20 protein-coding genes are annotated in these 17,413 nt (G+C 42.7%); 15 read left to right on the top strand and 5 right to left on the bottom strand.

Features of this window, described 5'->3' with window-relative positions; translation table 11 throughout:
• The first annotated feature begins 136 nt into the window (after positions 1–136).
• Positions 137–298 carry a hypothetical protein gene (locus UH38_RS26745; protein ID WP_160295953.1) on the top strand — a complete coding sequence of 54 codons (162 nt, stop codon included), beginning with the start codon at positions 137–139 and terminating at the stop codon, positions 296–298.
• Here the strand turns inward: UH38_RS26745 and UH38_RS12160 are convergent.
• Positions 291–1,331, bottom strand: a complete 1,041-nt coding sequence (locus UH38_RS12160) for a WD40 repeat domain-containing protein (protein ID WP_045054917.1) — start codon at positions 1,329–1,331, stop codon at positions 291–293. The two genes, UH38_RS26745 and UH38_RS12160, sit on opposite strands and share 8 nt — an antisense overlap.
• A 413-nt stretch (positions 1,332–1,744) precedes the next feature.
• On the opposite strand from UH38_RS12160, the gene UH38_RS12155 reads away from it, so the two are divergent.
• The 11 genes from UH38_RS12155 to UH38_RS12105 all read left to right on the top strand — a co-directional run bounded on the left by UH38_RS12155 (position 1,745) and on the right by UH38_RS12105 (position 12,581).
• A complete protein-coding gene (locus UH38_RS12155) occupies positions 1,745–3,997 on the top strand; it encodes a serine/threonine-protein kinase (protein WP_052672362.1) in 2,253 nt (750 codons plus the stop codon).
• Positions 3,998–4,075: 78 nt separating this feature from the next.
• Positions 4,076–4,573 (top strand): HNH endonuclease, encoded by a 498-nt coding sequence (locus UH38_RS12150; protein ID WP_045054916.1) that lies wholly within the window; start codon positions 4,076–4,078, stop codon positions 4,571–4,573.
• Positions 4,574–4,781: 208 nt separating this feature from the next.
• Positions 4,782–6,059 (top strand): DHH family phosphoesterase, encoded by a 1,278-nt coding sequence (locus UH38_RS12145; RefSeq protein ID WP_045054915.1) that lies wholly within the window; start codon positions 4,782–4,784, stop codon positions 6,057–6,059.
• Positions 6,060–6,114: 55 nt separating this feature from the next.
• Positions 6,115–6,606, top strand: coding sequence for a phosphohistidine phosphatase SixA (sixA, locus tag UH38_RS12140; protein WP_045054914.1), 492 nt, complete (start codon positions 6,115–6,117; stop codon positions 6,604–6,606).
• A gap of 102 nt (positions 6,607–6,708) precedes the next feature.
• The gene (locus tag UH38_RS12135; RefSeq protein WP_045054973.1) at positions 6,709–7,845 is read left to right on the top strand and encodes a citrate synthase; all 1,137 of its coding nucleotides are present in this window, start codon (positions 6,709–6,711) and stop codon (positions 7,843–7,845) included.
• Positions 7,846–8,238: 393 nt separating this feature from the next.
• Complete coding sequence (gene nuoH / locus UH38_RS12130) at positions 8,239–9,357, top strand: NADH-quinone oxidoreductase subunit NuoH (RefSeq protein WP_045054913.1); 1,119 nt, start codon at positions 8,239–8,241, stop codon at positions 9,355–9,357.
• 86 nt (positions 9,358–9,443) lie between these two features.
• On the top strand, positions 9,444–10,028 hold the full coding sequence (ndhI, locus tag UH38_RS12125; protein WP_200892419.1) for an NAD(P)H-quinone oxidoreductase subunit I: 585 nt from the start codon (positions 9,444–9,446) through the stop codon (positions 10,026–10,028).
• A 128-nt stretch (positions 10,029–10,156) separates the two neighbouring features.
• Positions 10,157–10,792 (top strand): NADH-quinone oxidoreductase subunit J, encoded by a 636-nt coding sequence (locus UH38_RS12120; protein ID WP_045054911.1) that lies wholly within the window; start codon positions 10,157–10,159, stop codon positions 10,790–10,792.
• Between the two features lie 55 nt (positions 10,793–10,847).
• Positions 10,848–11,153 (top strand): NADH-quinone oxidoreductase subunit NuoK, encoded by a 306-nt coding sequence (nuoK, locus tag UH38_RS12115; RefSeq protein WP_045054910.1) that lies wholly within the window; start codon positions 10,848–10,850, stop codon positions 11,151–11,153.
• Positions 11,154–11,157: 4 nt separating this feature from the next.
• On the top strand, positions 11,158–12,081 hold the full coding sequence (locus tag UH38_RS12110) for an NAD(+) kinase (protein ID WP_045054909.1): 924 nt from the start codon (positions 11,158–11,160) through the stop codon (positions 12,079–12,081).
• Between the two features lie 17 nt (positions 12,082–12,098).
• Entirely contained in the window at positions 12,099–12,581 is a 483-nt protein-coding gene (locus UH38_RS12105; protein ID WP_045054908.1) for a hypothetical protein, read from the top strand.
• A gap of 14 nt (positions 12,582–12,595) precedes the next feature.
• Here UH38_RS12105 and UH38_RS12100 read toward each other — a convergent pair whose 3' ends face one another.
• Together UH38_RS12100 and UH38_RS12095 are read right to left on the bottom strand one after the other, a co-directional pair.
• Positions 12,596–12,934, bottom strand: a complete 339-nt coding sequence (locus tag UH38_RS12100; protein WP_045054907.1) for a XisI protein — start codon at positions 12,932–12,934, stop codon at positions 12,596–12,598.
• The gene (locus UH38_RS12095; protein ID WP_045054906.1) at positions 12,919–13,338 is read right to left on the bottom strand and encodes an element excision factor XisH family protein; all 420 of its coding nucleotides are present in this window, start codon (positions 13,336–13,338) and stop codon (positions 12,919–12,921) included. Before UH38_RS12095 ends, UH38_RS12100 begins: the two co-directional genes overlap by 16 nt.
• Positions 13,339–13,578: 240 nt before the next feature.
• Here UH38_RS12095 and UH38_RS12090 point away from each other — a divergent pair, with 240 nt between their 5' ends.
• Positions 13,579–13,812 (top strand): DUF433 domain-containing protein, encoded by a 234-nt coding sequence (locus UH38_RS12090; protein ID WP_045054905.1) that lies wholly within the window; start codon positions 13,579–13,581, stop codon positions 13,810–13,812.
• On the top strand, positions 13,809–14,141 hold the full coding sequence (locus UH38_RS12085; protein WP_045054904.1) for a DUF5615 family PIN-like protein: 333 nt from the start codon (positions 13,809–13,811) through the stop codon (positions 14,139–14,141). Before UH38_RS12090 ends, UH38_RS12085 begins: the two co-directional genes overlap by 4 nt.
• Positions 14,142–14,185: 44 nt before the next feature.
• Here the strand turns inward: UH38_RS12085 and UH38_RS12080 are convergent, their stop codons facing one another.
• The gene (locus UH38_RS12080) at positions 14,186–14,767 is read right to left on the bottom strand and encodes a Uma2 family endonuclease (RefSeq protein WP_045054903.1); all 582 of its coding nucleotides are present in this window, start codon (positions 14,765–14,767) and stop codon (positions 14,186–14,188) included.
• A gap of 154 nt (positions 14,768–14,921) precedes the next feature.
• On the opposite strand from UH38_RS12080, the gene UH38_RS12075 reads away from it, so the two are divergent.
• Complete coding sequence (locus tag UH38_RS12075; protein WP_045054902.1) at positions 14,922–16,007, top strand: AI-2E family transporter; 1,086 nt, start codon at positions 14,922–14,924, stop codon at positions 16,005–16,007.
• 277 nt (positions 16,008–16,284) lie between these two features.
• Here the strand turns inward: UH38_RS12075 and UH38_RS12070 are convergent, their stop codons facing one another.
• Positions 16,285–17,322: an aldo/keto reductase gene (locus tag UH38_RS12070; RefSeq protein WP_045054901.1), complete on the bottom strand. Its 1,038-nt coding sequence runs from the start codon at positions 17,320–17,322 to the stop codon at positions 16,285–16,287.
• Between the last annotated feature and the right edge of the window lie 91 nt (positions 17,323–17,413).

Here is a 17,413-nt window from a genome sequence, read left to right as displayed (position 1 = left end):
TAAAACTATTGTCATTAGCTGCTTTGAGGATATTGTTACTGGATTGCAGCAACTAAAAACCAGCATTTTCCTCTTGACAATGACTTCTAATGCATCTTAAGTTGAGCGACCAGGTGGGAATTAGTAGCAATAGTGTATGGGCTTATCGAGCATCGCTGTACAGCAGCGAGAAAAAGAAGACGAGGCGCTGAAGTCTTTTATTGTCTTTAGCCTAGTTGGTTCAGTAGGATTGCACGTTGCAGTCTTAAGCACGAGCAATTTTTGGGTAACTCAAAACTCGAAATTCAAAACTACTTAGCAACTAAGACGCGCCAAATCTTAATCGTTTTATCTCTACTACCATTAGCAAGAGTATTGCTATTAGAACTAAAAGCAACTGACGTAACTCCATCTTTGTTATCCAACAGAGTGCGAACTAATTTGCCATTATCCACATTCCACAGCTTGATAGTTCTATCTTCGCTACCACTAGCTACAAGCTGACCATCTGCACTAAAAGCAACACCTGCAACTGCTCTTTTATGACTAGAAAGGGTACGGAGTAATTTACCATTTTGGACTCTCCACAGTTTAACCTCGCCAGCATTACTACCGCTAGCTAAAGTTTCACCGTCTGGGCTAAAGGCAACAGCATAAACTGGTCTAGAATGTCCTGTTAGGGTGTGGAGCAATTTACCATTATTAAGCTGCCAAATTTTCACGGTATTAAGGTAGCTACCGCTAGCGAAAGTCTTACCATCGGGAGCAATAGCGATCGCTGTTACTCCTCCTTTTTCCGCAATTGTACGCCTAACTCGCCCTGTTTTTAAATCCCATATTTTAATAGTTCTATCGCCACTACCGCTAACAAGGGTTCGCCCATTAAGGCTAAAAGCAATTGCACTTACCCAATCTGAATGTCCTACCAAAGTACGGATCGATCGCCCAGTCTGCAAGTTCCATAACTTAATTGTCTTATCGCCGCTGCTACTAACTAAAGTCCGCCCATCTGGGCTAAAAGCAACTGCACTTACCCAATCTGAATGTCCTACCAGCGTTTGCATTAGCTTTCTCTGGCTTAAACTCCAAATTTTGATCGTGCGATCGCCGCTACCGCTAGCCAATAATTGACTATCTGGGCTAATAGCAACACAATAAACTATTCGCGAATGACCGCCGCTAATTGTATCTACACTCAGTTTTCCCAGCCAGGAATTGATTGCTGCGGTGACTTGCGTCATGCGGTCAATTTGCCCTGGAGAAATGCGATCGCGCTGTGCCAGCACGCCTGGGAAAGAAACTACTATCAGGGCAAAACATAAACTACCAAGGATTAATCCTGGAAATGCCATAGCTATTGATGAGGTTATTACAGTGGCGATCGCCTACGTTGGCTTGATTTTGCTGTATGCAATAGCTAAATTAAAAGAATGTTAGATCTGGTTTAGGCTAACACCGCTTTTTAGCGATCGCTTCAATTTTGACAAATTTGCTTGTATAACTGCAATTTTATGGCAAAATTTTTATTAAGCCATTTTATAAGCTTTTCACTATTTCTTTAGCAAAGCTTACCTGCAACTATTTTATGATTATGCCTACCACTACTTAATAGATATTAAATGTTAAAAATGAGCGTTAAACTCTAATAATTTTTTCAATCCAATACTAGGAAAATACACGTATATCTATGGTTATAAATAAACAATAAAGAAAAATATCTTCTAGGTGTGTCATATAATCTAACTATGGCTGGAGAACTAAAATAATGATTGATAGGTTGCTAGGCGGGCGTTACCAAATTGCGGAAATTTTGGGTATAGGTGGCTTTAGCCAAACATACATTGCTGAAGATACACACAGACCAGGAAAGCCCAAATGTGTAGTCAAACACCTCCAACCTGCAACTAGCAACTACACCTTCCTCCAAAACGCGAGAAGACTTTTTCAAGCTGAAGCTGAAACATTAGAAAAGCTAGGACATCACGAGCAGATTCCCAGATTACTCGCTTACTTTGAAGAAAATCAAGAATTTTATTTAGTCCAAGACTTTATTCCCGGACACCCATTAAGCGATAAGTTGCAACCAAATCAACGATGGAGCGAAAGCCAAGTATGCCTATTTTTACAAGAAATTTTAGGCATTTTAGTATTTGTTCACAATCACGGATTTATTCATCGCGACATTAAACCTAGCAACATTATTCAACGCGAACAAGATCGCAAATTAGTTTTAGTAGATTTTGGCTCTGTCAAGCAACCTTGGACGCAAATAGGACTTGCAGAAACAGATACTACAGAAATTGAAGTTCCCGCCACTGTGGGTATTGGTACGCCAGGCTATATGGCAATCGAACAAGCGCGTGGTAGACCCCGCCCTAATAGCGATCTATATGCTCTAGGAACGATCGCCATTCAAGCACTAACAGGAATGCATCCAGTACAGTTAGAAGAAGATGCCAAAACTGGAGAAATTATCTGGCAGCATCACGCTCAAGTTAGCGATGCGCTTGCAGCAATTTTAACTAAAATGGTGCGCTACCATTTCCAAGACCGCTATGAAAGTGCAGCAGAAGCTTTAGCAGAAATCGAGCAAATAGCAATTTTTTATCTACCAACGCAGTTAATTTCAGCAGCAAAACCGCCCCAGCATAACGGTAAGGTAAATGTAGTAGGAGAAGCTAGAGCGATCGCGCCGTCAAATCAAAATAGCGCTCAAGCAGTAGTAACAGTAGAATCAGCAGCAACCACTACTACAGTTATTTATCCCCACCAAGCTAATTTACAAGTAACCAGCAGTAGCACTCTCCAACCAACGGTCGTTTCACCTGCAAAACCCAGTCAACTAGCAAGTAGTGTCAAAGCAAAATATGCGGCGATCGCAACTCCTCACCAGCAATACTACCTCCGCATTGGCGCAACAATGGCTGCAGCAGCTATCAGCTTAGTAGCAGGATACACAATTTACTGGCAACCGCAGCAAATAGAAAAAACCTTCGAGCAAGTAGAAAACTTGAAAGCAACAGGAAAATCGACTCAGTGTATTACTAGCGCTGCCAAAATTCCTCAAAGTTCGCACCTATACGCGCAAGCGCAAGATATTTTGTTAGAGTGCAAGCTAGCACAAGCAAAAAAACTTGCCGAGGCGGGAGAATTTAAAACAGCGATTGCTCAAGTTAGCTCTTTACCTAAAAATAGTCCATTTTACCAACAAGCTCAACCATTAATTAAGCAATGGTCGCAAAGCATTTTAGCCACAGCAAACAATAAATACCAGTCGGGAAAGTTAGATGAAGCAATAGCCTTAGCGCAAAATATCCCGAATATTAGTCCAATATACGGGCAAGCACAAAGCGCGATCGCCCAGTGGCGCAAAGATTGGGTAAAAAATAATTCATCGCTGCAAGCAGCCAAAAGCGCTTTAAGTAGAGGAAAATGGCAAGAAGCGATTATTCTTGCCAAGCAAGTTCCAGCTACTCCTTACTGGCAAGAGCAAACAGAGCCAATTTTACAAACAGCTACAGCAAAAATGCCTGTAAATAGGACAACCCTGGTAAAACGTCCTACTTATCCACGAGTAACACCTGTAACCAGACAAGTAGCAACCGCCCCCACCAGACGCACAATTTCTGTAGCTAGACGCGCAACGCCCATAAAACGACTCGTACAGACACGAGTACCAGTACGGAATACTGCTGCAGCCAAAACTAGACGCGCCGCAGCGCAGACAAATACTAAAAAAGTAGTCCGGTTAAAGCGAATAGCGCCAATTACGGCTAGGCGATCGTCGTCCGTAAATCAACGCCTAATTATGCGTCGTTCTACTACTGCGCCAAAGCGATTGCTACGCATTAGTAAAAAAACTACAACACGAGTGCAATCTAGACAAATTACGCGGATGCAAAGAAAAGTAATTAAGCGCACCAAATTGTTTAGAAAGCAACCCGCGAACAAACGAGTACAGATCCGCTCTGGTAGTCGCAAACAATCATACAGATGGACGACCAAAACTATTCGCTAATTTTTGCCATTCAAAAAAGTACACAACTTCTTTAAGTGTGTTACCATCTGTAAAAAAGCTGACGATTTGCTGTTATCGATGGCGAAGGTTTTAGTTCTCAACGCCTCCTACGAACCGCTCAACATCACAAGTTGGCGAAGAGCGGCTGTCTTATTAATCAAAGGTAAAGCAGAGCAGGTAGAACACAACGGTAAGCTGATTTACTCAGACTTTAACCTGCCGACCGTGATTAGGCTGCGGCACTTTGTCCGCGTGCCGTACAAGGAAATTCCCTTGACTCGCCGTAACATCTTGCACCGAGACAGTCACGCTTGTCAATACTGCGGCTACACAGGTGAAGATTTGACCTTGGATCATGTCATTCCGCGATCGCGTGGCGGTGGCGATACCTGGGAAAACATGGTGACAGCCTGCGTCCGCTGTAACGTCAAAAAAGGCAGTCGCACGCCGCAAGAAGCACATATGTTATTGTTTCATCAACCGCGCAAACCATACAGTAGTTTGTACTTCGAAGTCAGCAAACACTTAAAGAGCGGGCTGCATCAAGAATGGCAAAAATATATTATTGGGCTGTAGCGCAAGCTTGGTTTAGACATTTATATCTAGAGATATAACCCAAAAAAATGCCATAAAGCAAATTTTTTGCAAAGATCGTAGTGTGTGGTTCAAATACTAAGGTTGTCAACGCGCTATCTAATTTTGGAGGAGACCTCCAAAATCCGCGCGTCAATTTTAGCCTTATTTACAGTTTCTCCTCCTCACACTCAAGAAAAACCTAACCTTTATGCAGTTAAACTCCCTAAAAGTGCTTGACAATCTGCCTATAACTGTAGAACCCATACCCAAAGAACATTCCCCAGATATAGAAACAGATAATCCGACGCATCACTCACCTGCTTCTACGCCAGCAAACGGCGATGGCACTCATATAGGGCAGCGTTGTATTTTATTACCAAGCCAGAAGATAGAAGCGCTTAGAGCAACCTTTGAAAAACACCAGCACGAGCGTCAGTTAGTAATTCTCCAAGATTTTCCCGATCCAGATGCCTTATCATCTGCCTGGGCGTATCAATTAATGGCAGAACAGTACGACATTCAGTGCGATATTATTTATGCTGGCACTTTGAGCCATCAGGAAAATATTGCCCTAGTTAAACTTACTGGTTTACCCGCCCACCGTTGGACGTTGCAAACTACCAAGAGCAAAGATTTATCAATCTATAAAGGTTGCGCTCTAATTGACAACCAAGGAACAACTAGCCAGTTGATGTCATTAGTGCAAGAAGCAGGCATTCCCATCGTCGTCGTCGTAGATCATCACAGCTTGCAAGGAGAACTCAAAGCTGAGTTTAGTGATTTGCGTCCTTCGGTAAGAGCGACAGCAACAATTTTTACTCAATACTTGCAAGCAGGAATGCTGGCATTAGATAACAGCATCAACCATCATGTGAAGTGCGCTACAGCCTTGATGCATGGCTTGCGCTCCGATACTAATAGATTGATGCAAGCGCAGGAAGAAGATTTCTTAGCCGCAGGTTATTTAAGTAGGTTTTATGACTCGCAACTACTTAATGCCATATTGCAAGCCAATCGCTCTAAACGGGTGATGGATGTAATCGAGCGATCGCTAAAAAATCGGATCGTGCAAAATAACTTCTCAATTGCAGGCGTTGGCTACCTGCGCTACGACGATCGCGATGCAATTCCCCAAGCAGCAGATTTTATTGTTACTGAAGAAAACGTGCATACAGCAGTAGTCTACGGTATCGTTCACGATGAGGATGAAGAATTAGAAGTAGTAATTGGTTCGCTCAGAACTACCAAATTAACTCTAGATCCCGATGAGTTTATTAAAGAAGCCTTTGGACAAGACAATCAAGGGCGCTTTTTTGGTGGCGGGCGTACTGGTGCAGGTGGTTTTGAAATTCCGATGGGCTTTTTGTCAGGCTCTAATGAAAATTCTGCCTACGCCAAGATGAAATGGGAAGTCTATGACTCGCAAATTAAACAAAAACTATTGCGATTAGTTAATCCAAGAGATAACCCAATTCAAACTGAGTAGACTTTTATTTTTCCTTTGCACGGGCGCGGCGGATTGCGCCCTACCATTTTTTCCAATGGAATTGTACTTAATTAGACATGGTATTGCCCAAGAACGAACGAGCGATCGCCCTGACCAATTGCGAAGTCTAACGGCGCAAGGGCAGGAAAAAACTCAGCAAGTAGCGAAAAAGCTGTATTCGTTGGGTTTGCGCTTCGATTTGATTTTGACTAGCCCATTAGTGCGATCGCGTCAAACAGCGGAAATTCTTGTAGAATCGCAACTTAGCAGCCAATGGCAAGAGTCTGTACATCTTGCTCCTAATGGCAATATTTCTGCTTGGCTAGATTGGTTAGAGCAGCAGCAATATCCGCACAGCATTAAGCTAGCTGTAGTCGGACACGAACCGAATTTAGGACAGTGGGCATCAATGCTCATCGGCAACCAAGCACTGGGCAGATTAGTATTAAAAAAAGCAGGTATTATCGGTTTGACATTACCAGAAACAGGTTCGCCTCTAGGGCGATCGCAAATGTTTTGGCTAACGCCACCTAAATTCCTAATTTGATCCCCCTATCCCCCTTGTCTCTGTTAAAAAGTGCAATAGTTACAGCATTTCTGGTAAGTTAGCCTGAGTATGAATTAATTGTTAATTGTCCCTAGTGTAGCTATGTCTGTATGCGAATTTAAGCCTGGATTAGAAGGCATACCTGCCGCCGAGTCTAGTATCAGTTGTGTCGATGGGCAACAGGGAATACTTGAATATCGTGGCATCCGTATTGAAGAACTAGCCCAAAAAAGTACCTTTTTAGAAACTTCCTATCTCCTAATTTGGGGAAAACTACCGACGAAGGAGGAACTAGCAGAATTTGTTCATGAAGTCCAGTATCATCGCCGGATCAAGTATCGCATTCGCGATATGATGAAATCTTTTCCCGAAAGCGGACACCCAATGGATGCGCTGCAAGCTTCTGCTGCGGCTCTGGGCTTATTCTACTCGCTGCGCGAATTAGACAACCCTATTTACGTTCGGGACTCGGTAGTGCGCTTGCTAGCAACTATTCCCACGATGGTAGCCGCGTTCCAACTCATGCGTAAAGGTAACGATCCGGTACGTCCGCGCGACGACTTGGATTATTCGGCAAATTTCTTGTATATGCTGCACGAACGCGAACCAGATCCTTTGGCAGCTAGGATTTTTGACGTTTGCCTCATGTTACACGCCGAACATACTATGAATGCTTCTACGTTTAGTGCTAGGGTGACGGCTTCTACTTTGACTGACCCCTACGCTGTAGTAGCGTCTGCTGTAGGTACTTTGGGAGGTCCACTGCATGGTGGAGCAAATGAAGAAGTAATCGGAATGCTTGAGGAAATCGGCTCGGTCGAAAATGTCCGCCCTTACTTAGAATCGCGGCTAGAAAAAAAAGCGAAGATCATGGGCTTCGGTCATCGCGTTTATAAAGTTAAAGATCCTAGAGCGACTATTTTGCAAAACCTTGCCGAACAATTGTTTGAGAAGTTCGGACACGATAAATACTATGACATCGCCGTAGAGATGGAACGGGTAGTGGCAGAAAAGTTAAGTCACAAAGGTATCTATCCTAATGTTGACTTTTATTCGGGTTTGGTGTATAGAAAATTGGGCATTCCTACCGACTTATTTACGCCAATTTTTGCGATCGCTCGCGTCGCTGGATGGCTAGCCCACTGGAAAGAACAATTAGTCCAAAACAGAATTTTCCGTCCTACCCAGGTATATAACGGTTTGCATGATGTTCCTTATACAGCCATTGAGGAACGTTAAACAGCCATAGAGATGTTCTATGGAATGTCTCTATACAACCTATAAGTATAATTTCGCCAGATAATTTCTTGGTGGGCGATTGGTAACGATATACTAAGCAGTGGCACGTAAAACATCATCACTAGAAAGTCTTTACTGCAAACAGCCAAAACGGTGAATGTGCGATCGTTAACTCAACGGTCAAATTCATCACCTTTAGAAAGTAAGAAGGATAAAGGATAAAAAGAGACTATATCAACTGATACCTTTTTCAATCCCTCAAATATAAAACCAGCGAACAGCGATCGCTGAATCAGTAGAAATATGTCAAAAGCAAAAGCCTAGACAAATCTATAACTGGTAACTGGTCACTGGTAACTGGTCACTGATTAAGATGACTTCAAGAGCGTAAACATGAATCCAGGAATTGACCTCCAAGGAACCTTTATCAAATCCCTAATGGAGCTAGGTTTGCCTGCTGGCACAGCCAAAGCCATTTGGATGCCACTGCCGATGATTTTAATGATTATTGGGGCAACAGTGGGGGTACTCGTAACTACATGGCTAGAGCGCAAGATTTCCGCCGCCGCCCAGCAAAGAATTGGTCCTGACTTTATGGGACCTTTTGGTTTACTTGCGCCTGTAGCTGACGGTTTAAAGCTCGTCTTCAAGGAAGACGTAGTGCCAGCCAAATCAGATTCGTTACTGTTTACCCTCGGACCAATTATTGTTGTCATTCCAGTATTTTTGTCTTATTTGATCGTGCCATTCGGACAAAATTTAGTAATTACAGATGTTGGCACTGGGGTATTTTTATGGATTGCCTTATCTAGCATTCAGCCGATTGGCTTATTGATGGCAGGCTACTCATCCAACAACAAGTATTCCTTGTTAGGGGGGCTTAGGGCAGCGGCGCAGTCAATTAGTTATGAAATTCCCTTAGCTTTAGCAGTGCTAGCGATCGTAATGATGTCTAATAGTCTCAGCACTATCGACATTGTCGGTCAACAATCAGGTTACGGCATTTTAGGCTGGAACGTATGGCGGCAACCTGTAGGCTTCATCATTTTTTGGATTTCTGTCTTAGCTGAATGCGAACGCTTACCCTTTGATTTGCCAGAAGCAGAAGAAGAATTAGTCGCAGGCTATCAAACCGAATATGCTGGCATGAAGTTCGGTCTGTTTTACTTAGGTTCTTACGTTAACTTGGTACTTTCGTCACTTTTAGTTGCAGTTTTATACTTAGGGGGTTGGGACTTTCCCATTCCGATTGGTTTGTTAGCTAATTGGGTTGGAGTTAGTGAAACCAATTCTTGGCTGCAATTAGTAGATGCTGCCTTAGGGATTACGATGACCGTACTCAAAGCCTATTTCCTGATCTTTCTAGCAATTTTGCTGCGCTGGACTGTACCTAGAGTTCGCATCGATCAATTGTTAGATTTAGGATGGAAGTTTCTACTCCCAGTTGGTCTTGCTAACCTATTATTAACCGCAGCCTTGAAATTAGCTTTTCCCGTCGCCTTTGGAGGCTAGGGTAGTAGTTTTAAGTTTTGAGTTTTGAGTTTTGAGTTTTGAGTGTAGAAATTACACCTTATCCTGAGAAGAGAACACTACTTATGTTGAAGTTCCTTAAGCAAGTCGGGGATTACGCTAAAGAAACGGTGCAAGCTGCAAAATATATCGGTCAAGGGCTATCCGTAACCTTCGACCATATGCAGCGCCGCCCGATAACAGTGCAATACCCTTATGAAAAATTAATTCCCTCAGAACGCTTTCGCGGACGCATTCACTTTGAATTTGATAAGTGTATTTCCTGCGAAGTTTGCGTGCGCGTTTGTCCGATTAATCTACCTGTTGTCGATTGGGAATTTGATAAAGCCAGCAAAAAGAAAAAACTCAAACATTACAGTATTGACTTTGGGGTTTGTATCTTCTGCGGCAACTGCGTAGAATACTGTCCAACCAACTGTTTATCGATGACAGAAGAGTACGACCTTTCTACCTACGATCGCCATGAATTAAACTACGATAACGTAGCGTTAGGTCGTCTGCCTTACAAGGTGACAGAAGACCCAATGGTGACACCTTTGCGCGAATTAGTCTACTTGCCTAAAGGCGTTCTCGAACCTCACGGTTTGCCTGCAAATAGCCGTCGTGTAGGCAAGCTGCCAGAAGATATTGCCGAACAAGAAGCTGAAAAGTAATTTTGAGTTTTAAGTTTTGAGTTAGAAGAGTATAGTCGTCAAAGATTTTACCTTCTGCTAGCTAAAATTTGAGGCTGCAAGGCAAAATTACTTTCTCTGTAAGCTAACTATTGGAGACTAATAAAAAAGTGAATTTAGCAGAAGGCGTACAAATTGTTTCGTTCGGCATCCTAGCTGTAATGATGATTGGCGCAGCATTAGGAGTAGTGCTGCTATCTAACATTGTTTATTCAGCCTTTTTGCTGGGAGGTGTTTTTATCAGCATTGCTGGTATGTATTTATTACTCAATGCTGACTTTGTTGCTGCTGCCCAGATCCTAATTTATATTGGCGCAGTCAACGTTTTGATTTTGTTTGCCATCATGTTAGTCAACAAGCGCGAAGATTTTAAGCCCATGCGTAATGCTTGGGTACGTCCGGCGCTAACTGCGGTAGTAAGTGCCGGCATATTTGCCTTACTGAGCGTGATGATTTTGGCAACGCCTTGGGCGCTTTCCCCTGCTGGTACGCCTGCGAACGGATCGACTATTACGATTGGAGAGCATTTCTTTACAGACTTTTTGCTCCCGTTTGAACTTGCTTCCGTCTTGCTATTGATGGCAATGGTAGGCGCAATTATTTTAGCGCGGCGCGAATTTTTGCCCGACCAAGTTATGTCGCCCAATTTACAACAACCTGTGTTGACATTGGCAGAACGTCCGCGAGAATTGGTAGGCGTTTCTAGCGATAAAACTAGCAATCTTGATGACGGTCGGCGCGGATAAACTTATGTAAGCCTGTTAAATGCAGGCTTATATCGTCTAATAAAACTGGAAAATTATGCAACTTGAATACTTTTTACTCCTAGCGGCGGCTTTATTTTGTATCGGCATCTACGGCTTAATTACTAGCCGCAATGCAGTTAGAGTTTTGATGTCAATTGAATTATTGTTGAATGCCGTTAATTTAAATCTGATGGCGTTTTCTAACTATCTAGACGCTCAAGAAATTAAAGGGCAAGTATTTACAGTATTTGTGCTGACAGTTGCGGCAGCAGAAGCGGCTGTGGGGTTGGCGATCGTGTTAACTATTTATCGCAACCGCGATACTGTGGATATGGAGCAATTTAACCTTTTGAAGTGGTAATCGGGTGCAGCTAAAGCAGGTTATTATCGCCCACAAGGCAAACGATACGCAAAGCCGTCGTTGGGCAGAAGTTTGTGCCGAACAACTAGAAAAGCACAATTGCCGCATTTTAATGGGACCTAGCGGACCGAAAGACAATCCTTATCCGGTATTTTTGGCTTCGGCGATGCATCCTATCGATCTGGCGATCGTGTTGGGCGGCGATGGTACTGTGCTGACTGCGGCTAGGCATTTAGCGCCTTATGGCATCCCGATTTTGGCAGTGAATGTCGGCGGACATTTGGGGTTTTTGACGGAATCTTTTGATGAATTTAAAGATTCCGAGCGGATTTGGCAGCGGATACTTGAAGATCGCTATGCTATTCAGCGGCGGATGATGCTGCAAGCGGCAGTTTATGAAGGCGATCGCACAAATATCGAACCGATGAGCGATCGCTTTCTTGCCCTCAATGAAATGTGTATCAAACCTGCTTCTGCCGATCGCACGATTACTTCTATTTTAGAAATGGATATCGATGGCGAAGTAGTCGATCAATATCAAGGTGATGGGCTAATTGTCGCTACGCCTACGGGTTCTACTGGTTATACTGTTTCTGCTAGCGGTCCCATCGTCCACGATGGCATGAAGGCGATTATTGTTACGCCGATTTGCCCGATGAGTCTTTCTAGCCGTCCTTTGATTTTACCTGCGGGTTCGGTTGTTAGCGTTTGGCCCTTAGCGGATTACGATTTAAGCACTAAGCTGTGGACTGATAGCGTACTTGGTACTTCTATTTGGCCAGGACAAAGGGTAGATATAAGTATGGCTGATTGCCTCGCAAAATTTATCATTCTGGAAGAGAACTATTCTTATTATCAAACCTTGCGCGAGAAACTGCAGTGGGCAGGGGCAAGAGTTCATTACAATAACAATCATCGCGACAATTAATTTGGTAGATTGCTTTTATGTACCAGTTAAAAAATTCAGCTAGACGTTTGAGCGATCGCGATATCTTTCCTTGCCCAATTTGTCGTGTCGGGGAAATTGCTACGCTACCTTTAATGGAAGCGATGGCGTGCCAGTTTTGCAACCATATTTTTACCCCTGACTTAGAAAAACAGCAGTTGCAAATGGCAGATAGAGAACCGCCTTTAGTCTGGCGCTGGAATGGCAAAAATTGGACAGAAGCGCAGTTAAAAGATGTAGAGATGGGTTGGGGTTACGCTTTAGGAGCAATAGCTATTGTAGTTCTGCCTACCTGCTTAATAGGTATAACAGTTTACGCGAGACCTCCGGTATATGGCAGCCCTTTATCATGGTTTCCGGTCTTTTGGACTGGATTAACCTTTTTACTGCACTTGGGCATTATTATTTGGCTAATAATTGAGTTTTATGAGTTTCCCTTGTGGGCTTACTTAATCCGTAAGTTACAGAGTATTTTTAGGTAAAAATTATCAGCCCTTTATGCTACAGCAAAGCCTGTATGCTGCCGGATTCTGGGATGGCGAAACCCAAGAACTATATTTTCTTTAGGTACACCTGCGGCAATTAAATCGGTTGCTATGCCTTCTTCAGTATCATCATATTGAATCCATATCTTATCACCGACTAGATCGAGATGAAGTGGTGTAGTGTGAAGGTAACGATCGCCATTCCAGCCGATGTCTAAAACTATATAATGCCCGCGCTCATCATCAAATAAAACGCGAGAATCATAACCATCTGTTAGATTCGCACGATGATTGGCGTGTTGCTGGAGTACGCTTTTAATAATGTCTCGGTACTTTAATTGGGTATCCATTGCACAATTTCCTCCCTTTCATCATCAAAAACAATTAACTTAATAATCTGGTTTTTGAGGAGAACTTGCCCCAATTCTATAGTAAACACGCTAATGAAAGTCGGTCGAGAAACAGCAAGATACAAACTACGCTCAATGCCCATTTCGTTGAGGATTTGACGATAAAGGATGTATTGTCCTAGTGCCTGCTCTAAATCCTTTACATCAGACTGTCCCACAAAACTTTTTACTTCAACAACAATTTTCTGGATTCCTTTTTCGGCACTTATCAGACGTTCCGCACCTAAATCTACAGACAAACGCTTTTTTCCGATTTGCAGGGGAAAAGGATCGTGGGTAACTGTCCAACCATCTTTCTGCAAAGAAAATTTTACTGTATCGTGGTATATGTCTCGGGCTGGCAATCTAAGATTAGGCTAGTAACAGTTTCAATAGTACAGTGCGATCGCTACTATTTCCCTGCAGAAAATTACTTTAACTAAATCTGACATTCTCATAGATATCTGCGATCGCAATTTCGACGTTAATAAAAGCTAAACCTGTTAAGGCGAGCGGTGGCGAACAGCTTCCCAACTGTTAGTAACATCTATGAGCCCCTCTAATACTGGGATAAACTTAAGAGGTATACTAAATCCAGCCCTATTATGAGCTATCGCAACATCATTACAATCGAGCCAGGTAAACGTGGCGGGAAGCCTTGTATTAGGCGAATGCGGATTACTGTATATGATGTATTAGGTTGGCTAGCTGCGGGAATGTCTCATGCAGAAATTTTGGATGATTTTCCAGAATTGACTGAGGAAGACATTAGAGCGTGTTTAGAGTTCGCTGCTGACCGCGAACGTTATACGATTGCTGTGGTAGGTAAATACGCTTGAAGCTGCTGTTTGACCAAAACTTGAGTCGTAAACTGGTAGCCCGACTTACAGATATTTTTCCTGACTCCAGCCACGTCCAATTCCACAATCTAACAAAAGCAGAAGATATCGATATTTGGGAATTTGCAAAATCTCAAAACTTTTGTATTGTGACGCAAGATGCTGATTTTGCCGAACGCAGCCGTCTTTACGGAGCGCCTCCAAAAGTGATTTGGCTGCGGTGTGGAAATGCGCTAACAAGCCGTATAGAAGCAATATTTCGCTCTGGAGTAGAGATAATTCAACAAATTATCAGCGATCGCTCAATAGACTGTCTGGAACTATACTGATATGCGATCGCATCACTACCAAAGTTAAGGCTTATACTTCACCTTTATAGATTGCCCAAGTTAAAGCTAACATTCTCATAAATATCTGCGATCGCAATTTCGATGTTAATAGAAGCAAACACTATCTTTTCAGTGTCAGATTCATAAGCTCGAAACAGCCATGAAGTTTCCTCAGTTTTTGCATATTGCTCGATACCAATTTCATATTGATTAATCAATATATACTCCTGAAGCTCAGGGATAGAGCGGTAATAACGGAATTTATCAGTGCGATCGTAGTCTTTTGTAGACTTTGATAAAACTTCAACAATCAAGCAAGGATTTAAAACTGTATCCGTACGTTGCTCTTGAAAAACTGGCTGACCGTGAATTAAAAAGACATCTGGATAAGTGTACTGTCGATATTGGGGAATCCATAGCCGCAAATCACCTATATATGGCTTAAAGTCTGTTCGACGCAGCCCAAACTTCAAAAATGCATAAATATTACCAGCAATTTGATTATGAGCGATCGAGCCACCCGCCATTGTTACAATCTCTCCGTCTCGATACTCGCTGCGAAACTCTGCAACTTCCTCTTGTGCCAAGTATTCCTCTGGAGTGTAGTAACGTTGTTGGATTTGCATTAGTTTGACTTCAGTGAATGTTTTTAGTATAGGCTGCAAATGTTGCTAGTTCTGTCAAGGTTTTTTGCTGCCAAAGTGAAGCGATCGCACTTTAGGAGTTTTTCAGGTTAACCAAACAAGATACGGTGATAGAGAGTCTGCAATTATCAAGTACATGACTGGTTCACATCCTCAAGTAAATCGCGCTCTTAAGCTGGGCTTACCATTTCCTCTGGTTGTATTTAACGGTTGGCTGGCGCTGCAAGTTATTCAATACTTCCAACCGCTAGTAACTATTTTCGTATTAGCCGCAGTATTAGCGTTTATTTTGAACTATCCGGTGCAGTTTCTTCACGGGCGCAATATCAAACGCACTTATGCTGTTGCCTTAGTTTTTTTTCTAAGTCTAACTATTCTGATTGCTCTAAGTATTACCTTAGTGCCAATTCTTCTAGAGCAGTTAAATGAGAGTTTGCAACTTTTGCCTCAGTGGATAGATTCTGGCAGCCAAGAACTCAAAGTTCTTGATACTTGGGCAGCATCGCGGAATTTACCGATTAATTTTAGTCAATTGGCAAATCAACTTACAGATCGTTTGCCTGAAGAGTTGCAGGCTTTAGCAGAAAAGTTTTTTAGCTTGGCTGTTGGGGCTGTTGATAGCGTTTCTGAAGTGATTTTGACCATAGTATTGTCTTTTTACCTGCTATTAGACGGAAAAAGAATCTGGAACTACTTATTTAAATGGTTTCCCCCCCGCGTTGCCCTTTTAGTGCAGCAATCTTTGCAACAAAACTTTCAAAACTACTTCGTCGCCCAAGTTGCCTTAGCTTGTTTGGTTGGTTTTGCCATGACAACAACGTTTTTGGTGTTAAAGGTTCCCTTTGGGTTAATCTTTGGGTTGGCAATTGGCGTATTAACTTTGATTCCCTTTGGCGATGTTTTGAGTTTTAGCTTAGTAAGTCTATTAGTTGCTGCGCATGACTTTTGGCTGGGAGTCAAGACTATAGCCGTCACCTTAGTAGTTGACCAAATTATCGATCAAGCGATCGCACCTCGACTACTTGGCAGTTTTACAGGGCTTAGTCCTGTAGGTATTGTCGCAGCTTTAGCAGTAGGAACCAAAGTTGCAGGATTATTAGGGTTGCTAATTGCCGTACCTATAGCCACCTGCCTTAAAGACGTTTTAGATAACTGGCACACGCTTACTGAAGATATCGAAACCCAAGTCCCACAACCGGAACCGCCTTGTAGTAATTCGTAATTCGTAATTCGTAATTCGTAATTAGTAATTATTACCCCGCTATTAAGATTGGGTGTTCCGTGAGTAATTCGTAATTGAAGGCTGTAAATACGAATTATTTTTGTCGCTACTAGAGGGGAATCGACATTTAACCGCAATGTTGCTAACGCTTCTTTAGACTTCTTGCAGAAGTAGGCAACGCTCTGTAAACTAGCAATTTTATCTTCTTGCCCTTGTCTCCTTGTCTCCTTGTCCCCCTTGTCTCCTTGTCCATTGAATTATGCAAGAAATCTTTTACCTAAAGGCGATGATTTTGGATAGCGTCGAACGTACCTCCAAATAGGCGATCGTGGATCGTATCGCTACTGAGGAAATCGTGAGGGAAACCTAACTCAATTTGGCTAACTTCATTTAGGCGTTGCAGATGTTCTGGTGCAAGCGTAACATCGAGGCAAGCAATATTATCTTGAAACTGCGACAATTTCCGCGCTCCAATTATAGGGATAGTTACACCAGGTTGCGCTAACAGCCATGCTAGAGCAACTTGAGAAGGCGAGTGTCCAATTTCACTAGCGACTTGACTAACAACTTGGGCGATCGCTAAATTCTTCTCTGGGATTTGTTCTAATCGCCTCTGCTCGTCGCTATTACTCTGATTTTGATTGTACTTACCCGTTAATACACCTTGACCTAAAGGACTCCAAGGCGTAACCGCAAGGTCAAATGCTTTCGCCATTGGCAACAAGTCGCGTTCCGGCGTTCTTTGCACCAAACTATACTCAACTTGCAAAGCTACAAAAGGTGTCCAACCGTAACACTGAGCAAGCGTATTTGCCTGCGCCACAATCCAAGCGGGTGCATCGGAAATGCCGATATACAATACCTTACCCGATCGCACCAAATCGTCAAAAGCCCGCATGACTTCTTCAATTGGGGTCATGAAGTCCCAAGCATGGAGCCAAAACAAGTCAATATAGTCAGTATTTAGGCGTTTTAGGCTGCCTTCTAGAGACTGCATCATATTTTTGCGATGATTGCCGCTACCATTGGGATTACCTGCTTTATCGTTCATGTTTAAAGGGAACGAATATTTAGTAGCAACGACGAACCGTTCTCTATCTGCACTAATAAAATCGCCAACAATCTTTTCGCTAGAACCATCAGTATAGCCATTAGCAGTATCGATAAAGTTGCCACCTGCTTGCACAAAAGCATCGAATATTTGCCGACTTTCATCAATAGATGCTCCCCATCCCCAATCTTCACCGAAAGTCATTGTGCCTAAACAAAGTTCTGAGACTCTTAAACCGCTTTTACCTAGAAGTTTGTATTTCATAGTTAATTACTCTCCTGTTGTTTGTTGTTTGGACAAATTGAAAGTAGATTTCTGTGAAGTGCGATCGCACCTCAGTCTTACTTTTTGCATA

Source organism: Aliterella atlantica CENA595, assembly GCF_000952155.1.
Lineage (GTDB): Bacteria > Cyanobacteriota > Cyanobacteriia > Cyanobacteriales > Chroococcidiopsidaceae > Aliterella > Aliterella atlantica.
Note: the sequence above shows the minus strand (reverse complement) of the source record. Positions and strands in the feature narration are given on the sequence as shown.